The sequence below is a fragment of the Mesorhizobium sp. B4-1-1 genome (assembly GCF_006439375.1).
In the GTDB taxonomy this organism is placed as follows: Bacteria; Pseudomonadota; Alphaproteobacteria; order Rhizobiales; family Rhizobiaceae; genus Mesorhizobium.
Genome location: NZ_VFTH01000011.1, coordinates 162501 through 178118 on the forward strand (window position 1 = coordinate 162501; position 15618 = coordinate 178118).

Genomic DNA, 15618 nt, shown 5'->3' on the forward strand with positions numbered 1-15618 from the left:
CTAAGTGGGAAAGGATGTGAGGATCCCAAAACAACCAGGATGTTGGCTTAGAAGCAGCCATCATTTAAAGAAAGCGTAACAGCTCACTGGTCTAAATAAGGGTCTTTGCGCCGAAAATGTAACGGGGCTAAAGCCATACACCGAAGCTTAGGGTTCGCAGTAATGCGAGCGGTAGCGGAGCGTTCTGTAAGCTGATGAAGCCGTACCCGTGAGGGGCGGTGGAGGTATCAGAAGTGCGAATGCTGACATGAGTAACGTAAGGGGAGTGAGAGACTCCCCCGCCGAAAGACCAAGGGTTCCTGCTTAAAGTTAATCTGAGCAGGGTTAGCCGGCCCCTAAGACGAGGCGGAAACGCGTAGTCGATGGGAACCACGTTAATATTCGTGGGCCTGGAGGTAGTGACGGATCGCACAAGTTGTCCAATCTTATCGGATTGAACGGGCAGCGGAGCGGTTCCAGGAAATAGCTCCTCCTTATAGACCGTACCCGAAACCGACACTGGTGGTCAGGTAGAGTATACCAAGGCGCTTGAGAGAACTATGCTGAAGGAACTCGGCAAATTGCACGCGTAACTTCGGAAGAAGCGTGACCCTTTTCTGCGCAAGCAGAGGAGGGTGGCACAGACCAGGGGGTAGCGACTGTTTATCAAAAACACAGGGCTCTGCGAAGCCGCAAGGCGACGTATAGGGTCTGACGCCTGCCCGGTGCTGGAAGGTTAAGAGGAGGGGTGCAAGCTCTGAATCGAAGCCCCAGTAAACGGCGGCCGTAACTATAACGGTCCTAAGGTAGCGAAATTCCTTGTCGGGTAAGTTCCGACCTGCACGAATGGCGTAACGACTTCCCCGCTGTCTCCAGCATAGACTCAGTGAAATTGAATTCCCCGTGAAGATGCGGGGTTCCTGCGGTTAGACGGAAAGACCCCGTGCACCTTTACTATAGCTTTACATTGGCATTCGTAGTGGCATGTGTAGGATAGGTGGTAGGCTTTGAAACCTGGGCGCCAGCTCAGGTGGAGCCACCCTTGAAATACCACCCTTATTACTATGGATGTCTAACCGCGGCCCGTCATCCGGGTCCGGGACAATGTATGGTGGGTAGTTTGACTGGGGCGGTCGCCTCCTAAAGAGTAACGGAGGCGCGCGATGGTGGGCTCAGAACGGTCGGAAATCGTTCGCTGAGTGCAATGGCATAAGCCTGCCTGACTGCGAGACTGACAAGTCGAGCAGAGACGAAAGTCGGTCATAGTGATCCGGTGGTCCCGCGTGGAAGGGCCATCGCTCAACGGATAAAAGGTACGCCGGGGATAACAGGCTGATGACCCCCAAGAGTCCATATCGACGGGGTTGTTTGGCACCTCGATGTCGACTCATCGCATCCTGGGGCTGGAGCAGGTCCCAAGGGTATGGCTGTTCGCCATTTAAAGCGGTACGTGAGTTGGGTTCAGAACGTCGTGAGACAGTTCGGTCCCTATCTGCCGTGGGTGTAGGAATATTGAAAGGATCTGTCCCTAGTACGAGAGGACCGGGATGGACGGATCTCTGGTGGACCTGTTGTGGCGCCAGCCGCATTGCAGGGTAGCTATATCCGGACGGGATAACCGCTGAAGGCATCTAAGCGGGAAACCCACCTTGAAACGAGTATTCCCTGAGAACCGTGGAAGACGACCACGTTGATAGGCCGGGTGTGGAAGAGCGGCAACGCTTGAAGCTTACCGGTACTAATAGTTCGATAGGCTTGATCGTTCTCATTACTTATATCCATCAAGGCGCAATCCGAAGGATTGTCGCCCGCACAGAAAACAGCTTCTCGATTTGAACGTGCGTTTTGCCGACCTGGTGGTTATGGCGGAGCGGCTGCACCCGATCCCATTCCGAACTCGGCCGTGAAACGCTCCAGCGCTGATGGTACTTCGTCTCAAGACGCGGGAGAGTAGGTCGCTGCCAGGTCTGCCAAGCGCACGTTCAGCTCACATCCGGATCAAACAAATCCGGATGAAAGACAATCTTCTCCTTACGATTTTTAGGCCCGCCAAACGGGATCACGGGCCGCGCAAGCGGCCCTTTCATTTGGTGGTCTCTTGACTCCGGTAAGTTAAACCTTACCTCAAAGGACGCAAGCAAACGCTTGCTCGTAGTTGACGCGGGGTGGAGCAGCCCGGTAGCTCGTCAGGCTCATAACCTGAAGGTCACAGGTTCAAATCCTGTCCCCGCAACCAAACTCAAAACGGCCCGCTCAACACGGGCCGTTTTGCGTTGGAGCATCGCAAAACCAACACAAAAAGCCACACTCTCTCGCCAGGGGCCTGCAAGACGGTAAAGCCGACGCGGCGGAACAGAGAAGCCAAATCCTGGCCCTGCAACCAGCTTCGATTGAAAAACGCCGGCAACTCAACGAGTTGCCGGCGTTTTGCTTTCGTGGCGCAGTTCTTGGCGGACGGGATCGTCAGGTGGGCTTGTCGTCGGGATGGCCAAGCTCGCAGAACCAGCCGCCGAGATATTTCACCGACGGCTTGTTCGGATCGGGAACAGGGGTTTTGGCCTCGACCGCGGCGCGAAATGACTCGGCGCTGTCCTGCGGGATGAACCCAAGGTGGTCCGCGCCGCTGTTGTCGACCATCTTCAGCTTGTTGTTGGAAATGCCGAACGAGATCGTGTGGCCGACGCGCGGCGCGGTCAGCGACGCTTCGACCAGGCGCACGCAGTCGGCGAAAGAGAGATATGACCACAGCATGCGCCGGTCGGCGGGTTCGGGGAAGGACGAGAAGATGCGCAGGCACACCGTCTCGATGCCGAACTTGTCCCAATAAAGCCGGCTGAGGCTTTCGACGAAATTCTTCGACACCCCATAAAGGCTGTCGGGGCGCACCGGCGCGTCGACGCCGATATGCGCCTCGATCTCGTGATAGCCGATGGCATGCACCGACGAAGCGTAAACGACGCGCTTCACGCCGTGTTTCCGGGCGCCTTCATAGATGTGGTAGGAGCCGCGGATGCTGGAATCGAGGATGGTCTGCCATTCGCATTCGAGCGGCGCGCCGCCGAAATGGACGATCGCGTCGCAATCTTTGGTCGCCGCGATCGTGGCTTCCATGTCGGCGAGGTCGAAGACCGCTTCCTCCTCGTGCGGCGCAAGGTCGCCGAAGGGTTCGCGCCCCGCCAGGCGGATCGTCTTGGCCAACGGCACCAGCCCCTTGCGCAGCTGCGAGCCGAGCCGGCCGGCGGCGCCGGTGATCAGGATACGTTCGTAATGCGGCATCACTTACTCCACTTGCGCGACGGCGGCGTTGATCCGCGCGATCGCCTCGGTCAGCACCTCTTCGCTGGTCGCGGTCGAGATGCGGAAATAGGGTGACAGTCCATAGGCGACGCCCGGTACCGACGCCACCCGGCCGTCGTTCAGAAGATAGTTCGCCACAGCCGCGTCGTCCTCCAGCACGACGCCCTTGGGCGTCTTGCGGCCGATCAGGCTGGCGCAGCCGATGTAGGCGTAGAAAGCGCCTTCCGGCGGCGACAGCGTCAGGCCGTTGATGTTCCGGATGCCATCGACGACCAGGTCGCGGCGCGCCTCAAAAGCCTGGCGGAAGCGGGCGACCTCGTCCTGCGGGCCGTTGAGCGCGGCGACAGTCGCGGCTTGAGCGATCGAGCAAACCGAGGTGCAGGATTGGCTCTGGATGGTCGACATCGCCTTGAGAAGCGGCGCGGGCCCCGCCGCATAGCCGACGCGCCAGCCGGTCATCGCATAGGATTTCGAGACGCCGTTGACGATCAGCGTGCGCTCCTTGAGCTCGGGACAGGCCTTGCCGAAAGAAACGAACTCGCGTCCGTCGAACAGGATGTGCTCGTAGATCTCGTCGGAAAGGATGAGCACCTGCGGATGCTTCGCCAGCACCGCGCCCAGCGCCTTCAGATCGGACTCGGAGTAGACCGCGCCGGACGGGTTGCCCGGCATGTTGAGGAAGAGCCACTTCGTCCTCGGCGTGATCGCCTTTTCCAAGAGCGCCGGCGTCAGCCGGAAGCCGGATGTCTCCGGGCATTCGACGACGACCGGCGTGCCGCCGAGCAGCTTCACCATTTCCGGATAGGAGACGAAATAGGGCGCCGGCAGGATCGCCTCGTCGCCGGTCTCCAGTGTCGCCATCAGCGCGTTGAAGATGATCTGCTTGGCGCCGTTGGCGACGACGATATCATCGGCGGTGTAGTCCAGCCCGTTCTCGCGGCGGAATTTTCCGGCTATGGCTTCGCGCACTTCGACCGTGCCGGCGGCTGCCGTGTAGAGCGTCTGCCCAGCCTTCGCGGCCAAATGAGCGGCATCGATGATATGATGCGGCGTCGGAAAGTCGGGCTCGCCCAAGCCGAGATCGATGACGTCGACGCCCTTGGCGCGCAGCGCCTTGGCAGCCTGCGAAGCCGCCATCGAAGCCGAGGGCTTCACCGCCGACAGGCGCGAGGCAACATAGCTCATCAGTCGTTCTCCGTGATGTAACCCTTGGACCGGTCATTGGCTCGCGAGGCCGCGTTGCGTTTGGCTGGATCGCCATAGCCGCCGCCACCCGGCAGTTCGAGGATCAGCCTGCGCCCGGCCGGCACGTGCTGCCAGCCTTTCGGGCGCATCTTTGTGCCATCGTCGAGCTTGACCACGCCGGCGACGCCCGGCTTGCCGCCGTCGCGGCCGTGGGCCGGATGATTGACGCGGTCGAACATGGCCGAGAAGTCGAATTCATGGCCGTCGGTCGCGGCGATCTCGATGACCTGTCCAAGGCCGCCGCGGAATTCGCCGTCGCCGCCGGAGTTGGGCCGCAGCTCCTTGCGCCAGATGACGATCGGCCCGGTATGCTCGGTCGCTTCGATCGGCATGGTGTGCACGCCGGACGGAAAGGCCGTCGCCGACAGGCCGTCGAGCTCGGGGCGGGCGCCCATGCCGCCGGAGTTGAACATCAGCACCTCGGCGCGTCGGCCGGATGCGCCGGCAACGGGTCGCGCCGAAATATGGATGTTCCAGAGCGCGCCGGCGCCTTCTGCGAGGATTTTTCCGGGCAACGCCTTGGAGAAGGCGCCGAGCACCAGATCGGGAACCATGTGGCCGAAAATATGCCTGAGCGCCACCGGCGCCGGCCGCACCGCGTTCAGGATGTTGACTGGTGAGGATACGGTGAAAAAGGCGAGCGAGGCGGCATTGTTGGGAATGTCGGGCGCCACCATGCATTTCAGCGCATAGCAGGCATAGGCCTTGCTGTAGATGATCGGGCAGTTGATGCCCCAGCGGCTCATCGGATCGGTGCCGGTGAAATCGACTTCGACATGGTCGTCGCGGACCGAGACCGTGGCTGCGAGCTTGACCGGCTCGTCATAGCCGTCGGTCACCAGCTCGTTCGACCAGCTTCCCTTCGGCAGCGCCTCGATGCGCTCGAGCATTGCGTCGCGGGTGCGCGAGAAGATGAAGTCGCCGAGCCCGCCGAGCGAGGCCAAGCCGATCTCCCTCATCATGTCGACAAGGCGCCGGTGGCCGACCTCGTTGCAGGCGGCCAAGGAATAGAAATCGCCGACGACCTGGTTGGGCTCGCGGACATTGGCGCGCAGGATGCGGACGAGATCGAGATTGACTTTGCCCTTTTCCGCGAACTTCATGATCGGGATCTGGATGCCTTCCTCATAGACAGACTTGCCGTCGGCGCCGAAGCCACGGCCGCCGACATCGACGACATGCGCGGTGCAGGCGAAGAAGGCCACGAGCTCGCCGTTGAGGAAGGACGGCGACACCATGGTGATGTCGTGCAAGTGGCCGGTGCCGAGCCAAGGGTCGTTGGTGACATAGGTGTCGCCTTCGAACATCTCCTCGCGCGGGATTGCATGCATGAAATGCAGCACCGCCTCGGCCATAGTGTTGACGTGGCCCGGCGTGCCGGTCACCGCCTGCGCCAGCATCTGGCCGCGCGGATCGAACACGCCGGCCGACAGGTCGCCGGATTCGCGCACGGAGGTCGAGAAGGCAGTGCGCAGCAAAGTGAGCGCCTGCTCCTCGACCACCGAGATCAACCGGTTCCACATGACCTGCATGCGGATTTCGCCAATGCTGTTCATGCCTGGGTCGCTCATGCGTGGCTGCCTTTGCGGATCAGGAGTATCGCGCCTTCGCTCTGGATGACGGCGTCGAAGCTGGTGGTGACGACGGTGGACGTCTCGCGCTCCACGATGACTGCCGGCCCGACCACGCGGTCGCCGGCGCAGAGCGTGTCACGCTCGACAATGCCATAGCTGCGCGGCGCGCCGCTGACCGGATCGAACACCGCGCGCGCCGTTGTCGGCTCGCTGGTCTTCTTGCCGATGATGAGCTCATGTCTTGCGCCTGGGGGCCGAACGTCCGTCGCCTTGACCGACCAGGTGACGATCTCGATTTCCAAACCGTCGAGGCCTTCGATGGCGCGGCCGAAGAAGCGCTGGTAGTTCTGCTCGAACAGCTCCTTGAGCTTTGCCACGGCATCGTCGCCGAACGGTTCGTCCGCCAGCGGCACGGGGATTTCCCAGCCCTGGCCGGCATAGCGCATGAAGGCGGTGATTTCGCAGACGATTTTTCCGCTGGCGCCGGTGCGCACGAAACCCTCGGCCGAGGCTTTGAGGTCGGCGAGGAGTGCGTTGACTTCGGCCGGCTTGAAGCGCGACAGGCGCGTCAGCTTCGACGCCAAGGCTTCGTAGCCGAACGGCGCCTTGAGGAAGCCGATCGCCGACCCGACGCCGGCGCCGCGCGGCACGATGCATTGGTCGATGCCGAGCTTTTCGCAGAGCCTCGCGGCGTGAAGCGGGGCGGCACCGCCGAACGCGATCATCAGATTGTCGGAGATGTTCTTGCCGTTTTCGACGGCGTGGACGCGGGCGGCATTCGCCATGTTCTCGTCCACCACCTCGCAGATGCCGAAGGCGGTCGCCATGGCATTCAGCGACAGGCGCTCGCCGACCTCGCGCAGGATCGCCTGTTCGGACGCGGCGGTGTCGAGCTTGATCGCGCCGCCGGCAAAATTGTCGGGATCAAGCTTGCCGAGCACGAGGTCGGCGTCGGTGATCGCCGGACGCTTGCCGCCGCGGCCGTAGCAGGCAGGGCCGGGTTCCGAGCCGGCACTTTCCGGTCCGGTCTGGATGCGGCCCATGGCGTCGACCCAGGCGATCGAGCCGCCGCCGGCGCCGATCTCGATCATCTCGATCACCGGGATGGAGATCGGCATGCCCGAGCCTTTCGAGAAGCGATAGGTGCGCGCTACCTCGAAGGTCCGCGCCGTGCGCGGCGCAAAATCCTCGATCAGGCAGATCTTGGCGGTGGTGCCGCCCATGTCATAGGAGACGACCTTTTCGAGCCCGAAGCGCCGGGCGATATCGGCGGCGAAAATGGCGCCTCCCGCAGGGCCGGATTCGACCAGGCGAACAGGAAATTCCGAAGCGGTTTCGACCGAGATCAGGCCGCCGCCCGAATGGATCATGAAGACCGGGCAGTCGGCACCCATGTCCTTCAGGCGCGTCTGCAGGCGGGCGAGATAGTCGGCCATCTGCGGCCGCACATAGGCGTTGGCGCAGACCGTGTTGAAGCGCTCGAACTCGCGCATCTGGGGCGAGACCTCGGCGCTGATCGAAATCGGGATGGTGAGCTTCCCGGAGAGGATCTCGCGGGCGCGACGCTCGTGGTCGGGGTTGGCGTAGGCATGGATGAAGCCGATCGCCACCGAACCGAAATTGCCGGCAGCGATCCGATCGGCGATCTCCTCGAGCGCGGCTTCGTCGAGCGGCTGCAGTTCCTGCCCCTCGGCGCCGATGCGGCCCCCGACCGTGAAACGGTCCTCGCGCGGGATCAGCGGCGTCGGCAGTTGCAGGTTCAAATCATACTGCTCGAAGCGGTTCTCCGTCCGCATCTCGATCACGTCGCGGAAGCCTTGCGTCGTGATCAGCGCGGTCCGGGCGCCGCGCCGCTCGATCAGCGCGTTGGTGGCTAGCGTCGTGCCGTGGATGATGATGCCGATCTCGGCCGGCGAAATGCCGGCATCGCGGATCACCACGTCGATACCGTCGAGGATCGCCTGCTCTGGCGCCGCATAATTGGTCAGCACCTTGGTCGAAAACATCGTTCCCCTGACATCGAGCGCGATGTCGGTGAAGGTGCCGCCAATGTCCGCGCCGAGACGGATGTCGTCTGATCTGGAGGTCATGCCTTGGCCTTCTGCGAAGCGAGCGCGGCGTCGCGCATCTGGGAAAGGGTTTGCCGGGGCGTGAGCGCTTCGGGCGAGATGGCGATGTCGAGGACCGCTCCCGTTGTCGAGGCGAGCGCCCGGTCGAAGGCGGCGGCGAAATCCCCGGTCGATTCGACGCGCTCAGCGTGAAAACCATAGGCCTTGGCCAGCGCCACGAAGTCCGGGTTTTCCAGCGAGGTGCCGGAGACGCGGGCCGGATAGTTGCGTTCCTGATGCGCGCGGATCGTACCGTAAATGCCGTTGTTGATGATGAGCACGATCGGCTGCGCGCCGGCCTGCATGGCGGTGCCGAGCTCCTGGCAATTCATCTGAAAGTCGCCGTCGCCGGCAAAGCAGACGACAGTGCGGTCCGGATAGGCGACCTTCGCGGCGATTGCCGCCGGCAGGCCGTAGCCCATGGCGCCGGATTGCGGCGCGAGCAGCCGCGCCTGCGGTCCGAACTTGAAGAACTTGTTCGGCCATACGGTGAAATTGCCGGCGCCGTTGGTGAGGATGACGTCGGCCGGCAAGGTCTCGCGCAGCCAGGCGCTGACCGCGACCATGTCGACCGGGCCGGGCTGTACGGGCGCCGCGAAGGCGCCTTCATAGGCCTTGCGCGCCGCCGCCCGCCAGCCGGCCCAGCCACCCTTCACCGGGGACAGGGCCTTGGCGAAAGCATTCGGGCCGGCGTGGATACCGATCGCGGGCACATAGATCTTGCCGATCTCGCGGTCGGAGCCGTGCGCATGGATCAGCTTCTGGCGCGGCACCGGAACGTCGAGCAGCGTGTAGCCGTCCGTCGTCATCTCGCCGAAGCGGACATTGACCGCCAGAATCACGTCCGCATCGCGGATCAGCGTCTTGACATGCGCCACCATGCCGACGCCGGCTTCGCCGACGAACACCGGTGAATGGTTGTCGAACTGGTCCTGGTAGCGAAAGGCGGTAACCACAGGGATGTCTGAAGCCTCGGCGAAGGCCTGGAGCGCGGCGCGTCCATCGGTCGTCCAGTTGGCGCCACCCATGAGCAGCACCGGCTTCTCTGCCGCAGCCAGCATCTCAAGCGCCGCCGCGACGGCATCCCGCGACGGAGCGGCTTCGAAAATCGAAGCAGGGCCGCTGAGCGGCGCGGCCTCGGTCATGGTTGTCAGCATGTCTTCGGGCAGCGCGACGACGACGGGGCCGGGCCGGCCGGTCAAGGCGGTGGTCCAGGCGCGCGCTACGATCTCGGGAAGTCGCGCAACGTCGTCGATCTCGACCGCCCATTTTGCGACGGTCCCATAGACCGCCCGGTAATCGATCTCCTGGAAGGCTTCGCGGCCTTTCATGTCGGTGCCGACCTGGCCGACGAAGAGGATCATGGGCGAGGAGTCCTGCATGGCGGTGTGGACACCGATGCTGGCATTGGTCACGCCCGGGCCACGCGTCACGAAGCAGATGCCCGGTGTGCCGGTCAGCTTGCCATAGGCGGAAGCCATGAAGGCCGCGCCGCCTTCGTTGCGGCAAAGCACGTAGTCGAGCTTGCCATGGGTATCGTGCAGCGCGTCGAGGACGGCCAGATAGCTCTCGCCGGGAACGCCAAAGCTCTTGGCGGCACCCAAGGCAATGAGGCACTCGACAAGAAGGCGACCGCCATTGCGGACCATGCTTCGACATCCTCTTAAAGCTGGCGGCAAGCGGACTGGGCCTGCCCTTGCGGCTATACCTGCACCGCGGCGGGCCGGCGCGAAATCAAGAAATGCGATCCATACGAAAGTTTTTCTTTGCTATGGAATCCGCACCAGAACACCGGGGTTCATCGTAGCCTGCGGATCGAATGCGCGTTTGAGCCGCGCCATGAGGCTACGCTCGGTGGAGCCGCGGTTACGGTCGGCCATGGCGATCTTGGCGCGGCCGAGCCCATGCTCGGCGGCAAAGCTGCCGCCCATGTCGGTGGCTAAGGCAGCCAGCGCCTCGGCGAATGCACCAGCCTCGCCGTCGAAATCGGCGCGGCCTTCCGGCGGCGACAGATTGTAGTGGATGTTGCCGTCGCCGAGATGGCCGAACGGGTTGATCCGCACGTCGGGAAGAATGTCGTGGCATAGTTTCGCGCCGGCCTCGATGAAGCGCGCGATCGCGCCCGGCGGCACGGAGATGTCATGCTTGAGCTGCTCGCCCTCCAGCCGCTGGCCCTCCGGCTGCTCCTCGCGCAAGCGCCAGAACTGCGCCCGTTGCGCGCCTGAATTGGCCAGCGCGCCATCAACGACCAGGCCTTGCTCCATGCCCGATTCCAGCGCCGAAGCCAGGATATCGTCGAGGGGGACGCGCGTCGAGCCCGACGCCACTTCGACGAGCAGATAGACGTCGCCCCTCGTCTCCAGCTGATAGGCAAGATCCGGCAGATGCCTGAGCGCGAGCGTCAGGCCGACATCCGAAAAGAACTCGAGGCCGGCCAGGAATTCTCCAGCCTCGCCGCGCAGGAAGGCGCCGAAGGACACGGCGGCGGCGAAATCGGACATCACCAAGAGTGCGCTCGCCTGCTGTTTTGGCGTCGGATAGAGCCTCAACACCGCGCGCGTCACGATGCCGAGCGTGCCTTCCGAACCGCAGAACAGCTTGCGAAGCTGGTAGCCGGCATTGTCCTTCTGCACGGCGCGAAGACCGTCCCACACCGTGCCGTCCGGCATCACGACCTCGAGGCCGAGCACCAGATCCTGCATCATGCCGAAGCGAAACGCCTGGCTGCCGCCGGCATTGGTGCCGATCAGGCCGCCGATCCTGGCGCTGCCTTCGGCCCCGAGATGCATCGGAAACATCAGGCCATGCGGTTCCAGCGCCTCATGCAGCGCGGCAAGCACCACGCCCGCGTCGACGATGATCGATCCGCTCTCCAGGTCCGGTTCGCCGATCGCCGTCATGCGTGAAAGCGAGACGATCACCGCGTTCGGCCGATCGGCGACGGCGCCGCCGCACAGGCCGGTGTTCCCGCCTTGCGGGATCACCGCCACGCCTGCCTCCCTGCTTATGTTTACGATCGCCGCCACCTCCGCCGTGTTGGCAGGCCTGGCAATCCCAAGAGGCGCTACGCCATAGCGGTTGAGCCAATCGCGGTGGTAGGGCTCGGCATCACCACCGGAAAGCCAGCCTTTCGGCCCGAGGATTGCCTGCAATGCGATAACGAGATCAGCCATCTGGGTACCTGAGCTGTGGGACGAGCCGCGTATAGACAGTAAGGCGGTCCGGCTCAATGACCCAGGATCTGCGACAGGAATTGTCGCGTGCGATCGTTCCGGCAAGAAGTGAAGAACTCCTCCGGCGGCGCCTCTTCGACAATCTCTCCGCCATCCATGAAGACCACCCGGTCGGCGACACGCCGCGCAAAGCCCATCTCATGCGTGACGCAGATCATCGTCATGCCGTCGGAGGCGAGCGTCACCATCACGTCCAGCACCTCCGATATCATTTCCGGATCGAGCGCCGAGGTCGGCTCGTCGAAAAGCATGATCTGCGGCTGCATGCAAAGCGCCCGCGCAATCGCCACACGCTGCTGCTGGCCGCCGGAGAGCTGGCCGGGAAACTTCATCGCCTGCTCGGGGATGCGGACCTTCTCAAGATAGCGCCGGGCAGTTGTCTCCGCTTCCGTGCGCGGCAGCTTGCGCACGATCATCGGCGCGATCATGCAGTTCTCCAGCACCGTCATATGCGGGAACAGGTTGAAGTGCTGGAACACCATGCCGACTTCGCGCCTGATCCCGTCGATGTTGGCGACATCGTCGTTGAGCTCGGTGCCGAGCACGGTGATGCGGCCGCCATCGTGCTGCTCGAGCCGGTTGATGCAGCGGATCATGGTGGACTTGCCGGAGCCGGAAGGACCGCAGACGACGATCCTTTCGCCCCGCCCGACGGACAGGTTCACCTTCCGCAGCGCATGGAATGTCCCGTAGTGCTTGTCGAGGTTCTCGATGCGGACCGCCGGTCCGGAAGCTTTGCCCGGATTCATGTCTACCGCCTCCTCACCGTTCGCCGACCGACATGCGGCGTTCGAGATAAGCGCCGTAGCGGGACAGGCTGAAGACGAAGACGAAGTAGATGAAGGCGATGAAGGCGTAGACCTCGACATAGGCGAAGCGCCATTCGCCGGTGCCATAGGCAGCGTTGCCGGAGGCCAAGATCTCAAAGAAGCCGACGATGACCACCAGCGAGGTCTCCTTGAACGAGATCACGAACTGGTTGATCGTCGCCGGCAGCGCATTGCGCATCGCCTGCGGCAGAAGGATACGGCCGATGCGCTGCCAGTAGCTCATGCCGAGCGCCATGGCGGCTTCTTCCTGTCCCGCTGGCACGCCCTGCATGCCGCCTCTGACGATCTCGGCCTGGTAGGCCGAGAAGAACAGGGCGGAGCCGAGGATGACCCTATAAAGCTTGTCGCCCACCAGCCATTGCGGCAGCGCGAAGGGCAGGACGATTGCGAAAGTGAACAGGATCGAGATCAGCGGCAGCGAACGGACCCCATCGATGATGAGGGCGGTGGTACGCGATATCCAGGGAAGCTCCGACCGCCGCAACAGAGCCAGGCAGACCGCCAGCGGGAAGCCGATCAGGCAGGTGGTGACGAAGATGAAGAGGGTGAGCGCAAGGCCTCCCCAGGCTTCCTCGCCGACATAGGACAGCCCAAGCACGCCGCCCTTCATCAGCACGTAGTAGAGGGCCGTGCCTGCTCCCCAGACGAGCGCGATGCGGCGGCCCGTCCAGAAGGCCGGGATGCAGCTCAGCACCGTCATCACCACGACGGTGACGCAGGCCAGCGCCGAGCGCCACTGCTCCTCGAAGGGATAGAGGCCGAAGAGGATGATGCGCCACCTTGCCGCGATGACCGACCAGCAGGCGCCGGCCGCCGCCTGGCAGGCCTCGGGTCCGCCGCTCGTCGTGAAAACGGCCGAGAAGACCGCCCAGTTGAGCAGCTTCCAGACGACGAAAGCCATGATCGCCAGCGAGATCAGCGACAGCAGCGCCTGAAGCGGCGTCGCGAAGAAGCGGCGCTTAAGATCCTCGACCTTCCCCGGGGCAGGGGGAGCGACAACGACCATCTCCATCTCTCACGCCCTCAGTTGATTGCCCTTCAGGGCAATGGCTTTGTTGATGCGGTTGAAGATGGCGGCAAGGCTGAGGTTGATGGCGAGGAAGCCTGCCATCAGGATGCCGATCGTTTCCAGCGTCTGGCCGGAATGGTTGATGGTCAGCGCCACGATCATGAAGAAGTCGGTGAAGCCGACAGCGATGCCCATCGTCGTCGCCTTCATCAGCCAGACATACTGGTTGGCGAGGATTGGCAGCATGGCGCGCAGCGCCAGCGGCAACCGCACAAGCGTGAACACGCGCCAAGGACTCAAGCCCAGCGAGAGCGCCGCCTCCATCTGGCCCTTGCCGACGGACTTGAAGCCGCCGCGCACGATCTCGGCGATGTAGGAGCCGCCATAGATGGCGATGGCGATCGCCAGCGCGGAAAACTCCGGCGGAATGCGCAGGCCTCCCTTAAGATTCAGGCCTTGCAAGGCGGGGAAGTCGAGAAGTGGCAGGTCCGGCAAGCGACCGAGCGCCAGGATGACGGCGGCGGTGGCCAGCGCCGTCGCCGCCGCGGCCAGTTGAATGCCGAGCCGCTCGCCGAATGGTTGGCTAAGGCGCGACGTCCTGCCCAGCCAGACGGGAAGCGCGATTGCCGCGATCACGGCAAGTATCGCCGCCGCAAACGCGATGGCCCCGACATTGGGGATCGGCAAGTAGAGGCCGCGGCTGGTCAGCAGCATGCCGAATGCCTCATGCGCAGCGCGCGGCGTCGGCAGGTGCGTGATGACGGCGTACCAGAAGAAGACCTGGAGGATCAGCGGGATGTTGCGGAAAATGTCGACATAGGTGCGGCCAAGCAGCCGCGCCAATTCGTTCGAGGACGTTCGTGCCAGGCCGACGATCGTTCCGACCAGCGTCGCCAGCATCAGCCCGACGGTGCCGAGGAACAGCGTGTTGATGATGCCGATGAGGAAGAACCACCAATAGGGATCGTTGGCCGTGGCGGGCAGCAGCGAGAAGTTCACGTCCCAGCCCGTCGACTTGTAGAGGAAGTCGAAGCCGGAGGTGATCCCTTGCTCGGCAAGGTTGCGCCGGGCGATGACCACGCCGGCGAGCACAAGCGCGGCAAGCGCGCCGACATAGAGAATCTGCAACAGCGCGTTGCGGACCTTCTGATTTCTCAGCAGGCTGACCATCGACCTATCCTTCTCGAATTGCTGCCGGCTCCGCCCGGCGCAAGCCGGACGGAGCCCAGAGCGGGATAACTTCAGACGCGGATCAGCCGATCACCAAGGGGATCAATCGATCACCAGCGGGAACAGGACGCCGCCATTGTTCCACAGGTTGGTCAGCTCGCGATCCATCTTGTAGGGCGAGTCCTTGCCCAGATCGCGATCGAAGATCTCGCCGTAATTGCCGACCTTCTTGATCACGTTGTAGGCCCAGTCGTCGGAAAGCCCGAGACCCTTGCCCATGCCCGGCGTGACGCCGAGGAATTTCGCCACCTGCGGCGAAGTCGGCTTGGCCTTGATCTCGTCGACATTCTTGGAGGTGATGCCTTCCTGCTCGGCGAAGATCAGGGTGCTCAGCGTCCAGTTGGCGATGTCGACCCAGTTGTCGTCGCCCTGACGCATGATCATCACCTCCGGCTCGACCGCGAGCACGTCGGGCAGGATCACATGGTCCTCGACCTTGCTCTTGGCGATGCGGGCGATGGCGAGTGTCGGTCCCCATTGCGCATAAAGGTCGCAGCGGCCGGAGAAATAGGCTTGTTCCAGCTCTTCGGTCTTTTCGATCAGCACCGGCTCGAGCTTGATGCCGAGCTTCTGGGCGTAGGCGGCGACCTGCTGCTCCTGCGAGGTGCCGGCGGGAATGCAGATCGTGCCGCCATTGGCGTCCTTGAGCGACTTCAGGTTCAGCTCCTTGTGCGCCATCACCTTGGTGGTTCCGAGGTAATAGGACATGGAGAATTGCAGGCCGAGCTCGGTGTCGCGGCTGAGCGTGCCGCCCGAGGCCTTGATGATGATGTCGACGTCGCCCGACTGAAGTGACGGCCAGCGCTGCGCCCAGCTGATCGGAACGATCTTCAGCTTCGCCGGATCGCCGAATACGGCTGCGGCCACCGCCTTGCAAAGGTCGATGTCCATGCCCTTCCAGTTGCCCTTGTCGTCCACCTCGGCAAAGCCGAGATAGGAGCCGTCATGGCCGGTACAGTTGAGCGCGCCGCGTGCCTTGACGGTTTCGAGCGTCTTGCCGCCGGCGGCTTGCGCCGGCGCAGACAGATGCATGAGGCCCAGGGCCATGGCGGCGGCCCCCCATTTGATCATTTTCATTTTGATTGTCTCCACTGTTGAGGTTGTTCCGTTTCT

At 63.2% G+C, this 15618-nt stretch carries 10 protein-coding genes, 1 tRNA gene and 2 rRNA genes (1 of these 13 cut by a window edge); 3 read left to right on the forward strand and 10 right to left on the reverse strand.

Going from position 1 to position 15618, the window contains the following annotated elements; translation table 11 throughout:
* The 3 genes from FJW10_RS17375 to FJW10_RS17385 form a co-directional block, all read left to right on the forward strand.
* Positions 1-1742 (forward strand): 23S ribosomal RNA (locus FJW10_RS17375) (it extends 1056 nt beyond the left edge of the window).
* An 89-nt stretch (positions 1743-1831) separates the two neighbouring features.
* Positions 1832-1946, forward strand: a 5S ribosomal RNA gene (gene rrf, locus FJW10_RS17380).
* 192 nt (positions 1947-2138) lie between these two features.
* A tRNA-Met gene (locus FJW10_RS17385) sits at positions 2139-2215 on the forward strand.
* A 227-nt stretch (positions 2216-2442) separates the two neighbouring features.
* On the opposite strand, the gene FJW10_RS17390 is transcribed toward FJW10_RS17385, so the two are convergent.
* From FJW10_RS17390 to FJW10_RS17435, 10 genes are all read right to left on the reverse strand, one after another.
* A complete protein-coding gene (locus FJW10_RS17390; protein ID WP_140901011.1) occupies positions 2443-3255 on the reverse strand; it encodes an NAD(P)-dependent oxidoreductase in 813 nt (270 codons plus the stop codon).
* 3 nt (positions 3256-3258) lie between these two features.
* On the reverse strand, positions 3259-4461 hold the full coding sequence (locus FJW10_RS17395; RefSeq protein WP_140901012.1) for a pyridoxal phosphate-dependent aminotransferase: 1203 nt from the start codon (positions 4459-4461) through the stop codon (positions 3259-3261).
* The gene (locus FJW10_RS17400; RefSeq protein WP_246674287.1) at positions 4461-6092 is read right to left on the reverse strand and encodes a hydantoinase B/oxoprolinase family protein; all 1632 of its coding nucleotides are present in this window, start codon (positions 6090-6092) and stop codon (positions 4461-4463) included. The genes FJW10_RS17395 and FJW10_RS17400 overlap by 1 nt, the downstream gene beginning before the upstream one ends.
* Complete coding sequence (locus tag FJW10_RS17405; protein WP_140901013.1) at positions 6089-8185, reverse strand: hydantoinase/oxoprolinase family protein; 2097 nt, start codon at positions 8183-8185, stop codon at positions 6089-6091. Before FJW10_RS17405 ends, FJW10_RS17400 begins: the two co-directional genes overlap by 4 nt.
* Entirely contained in the window at positions 8182-9852 is a 1671-nt protein-coding gene (locus FJW10_RS17410; RefSeq protein WP_140901014.1) for a thiamine pyrophosphate-binding protein, read from the reverse strand. Before FJW10_RS17410 ends, FJW10_RS17405 begins: the two co-directional genes overlap by 4 nt.
* Positions 9853-9972: 120 nt before the next feature.
* Positions 9973-11376 (reverse strand): FAD-binding oxidoreductase, encoded by a 1404-nt coding sequence (locus FJW10_RS17415; RefSeq protein ID WP_140901015.1) that lies wholly within the window; start codon positions 11374-11376, stop codon positions 9973-9975.
* A gap of 53 nt (positions 11377-11429) precedes the next feature.
* A complete protein-coding gene (locus tag FJW10_RS17420) occupies positions 11430-12185 on the reverse strand; it encodes an amino acid ABC transporter ATP-binding protein (RefSeq protein WP_140901016.1) in 756 nt (251 codons plus the stop codon).
* Between the two features lie 13 nt (positions 12186-12198).
* Positions 12199-13278, reverse strand: a complete 1080-nt coding sequence (locus FJW10_RS17425) for an amino acid ABC transporter permease (protein ID WP_140901017.1) — start codon at positions 13276-13278, stop codon at positions 12199-12201.
* A 3-nt stretch (positions 13279-13281) separates the two neighbouring features.
* Positions 13282-14445: an ABC transporter permease subunit gene (locus FJW10_RS17430; RefSeq protein ID WP_140901018.1), complete on the reverse strand. Its 1164-nt coding sequence runs from the start codon at positions 14443-14445 to the stop codon at positions 13282-13284.
* A gap of 102 nt (positions 14446-14547) precedes the next feature.
* Complete coding sequence (locus FJW10_RS17435) at positions 14548-15582, reverse strand: amino acid ABC transporter substrate-binding protein (RefSeq protein WP_140837114.1); 1035 nt, start codon at positions 15580-15582, stop codon at positions 14548-14550.
* Positions 15583-15618: the final 36 nt, after the last annotated feature.

What these genes read in the sequence shown, in the direction of transcription:
- FJW10_RS17410 (WP_140901014.1), bottom strand. Translation starts at nt 9,852, where the DNA reads ATGGTCCGCAATGGCGGTCGCCTTCTTGTCGAGTGCCTCATTGCCTTG.
- FJW10_RS17395 (WP_140901012.1), bottom strand. Translation starts at nt 4,461, where the DNA reads ATGAGCTATGTTGCCTCGCGCCTGTCGGCGGTGAAGCCCTCGGCTTCG.
- FJW10_RS17405 (WP_140901013.1), bottom strand. Translation starts at nt 8,185, where the DNA reads ATGACCTCCAGATCAGACGACATCCGTCTCGGCGCGGACATTGGCGGC.
- FJW10_RS17390 (WP_140901011.1), bottom strand. Translation starts at nt 3,255, where the DNA reads ATGCCGCATTACGAACGTATCCTGATCACCGGCGCCGCCGGCCGGCTC.
- FJW10_RS17400 (WP_246674287.1), bottom strand. Translation starts at nt 6,092, where the DNA reads ATGAGCGACCCAGGCATGAACAGCATTGGCGAAATCCGCATGCAGGTC.
- FJW10_RS17430 (WP_140901018.1), bottom strand. Translation starts at nt 14,445, where the DNA reads ATGGTCAGCCTGCTGAGAAATCAGAAGGTCCGCAACGCGCTGTTGCAG.
- FJW10_RS17435 (WP_140837114.1), bottom strand. Translation starts at nt 15,582, where the DNA reads ATGAAAATGATCAAATGGGGGGCCGCCGCCATGGCCCTGGGCCTCATG.
- FJW10_RS17425 (WP_140901017.1), bottom strand. Translation starts at nt 13,278, where the DNA reads ATGGAGATGGTCGTTGTCGCTCCCCCTGCCCCGGGGAAGGTCGAGGAT.
- FJW10_RS17420 (WP_140901016.1), bottom strand. Translation starts at nt 12,185, where the DNA reads ATGAATCCGGGCAAAGCTTCCGGACCGGCGGTCCGCATCGAGAACCTC.
- FJW10_RS17415 (WP_140901015.1), bottom strand. Translation starts at nt 11,376, where the DNA reads ATGGCTGATCTCGTTATCGCATTGCAGGCAATCCTCGGGCCGAAAGGC.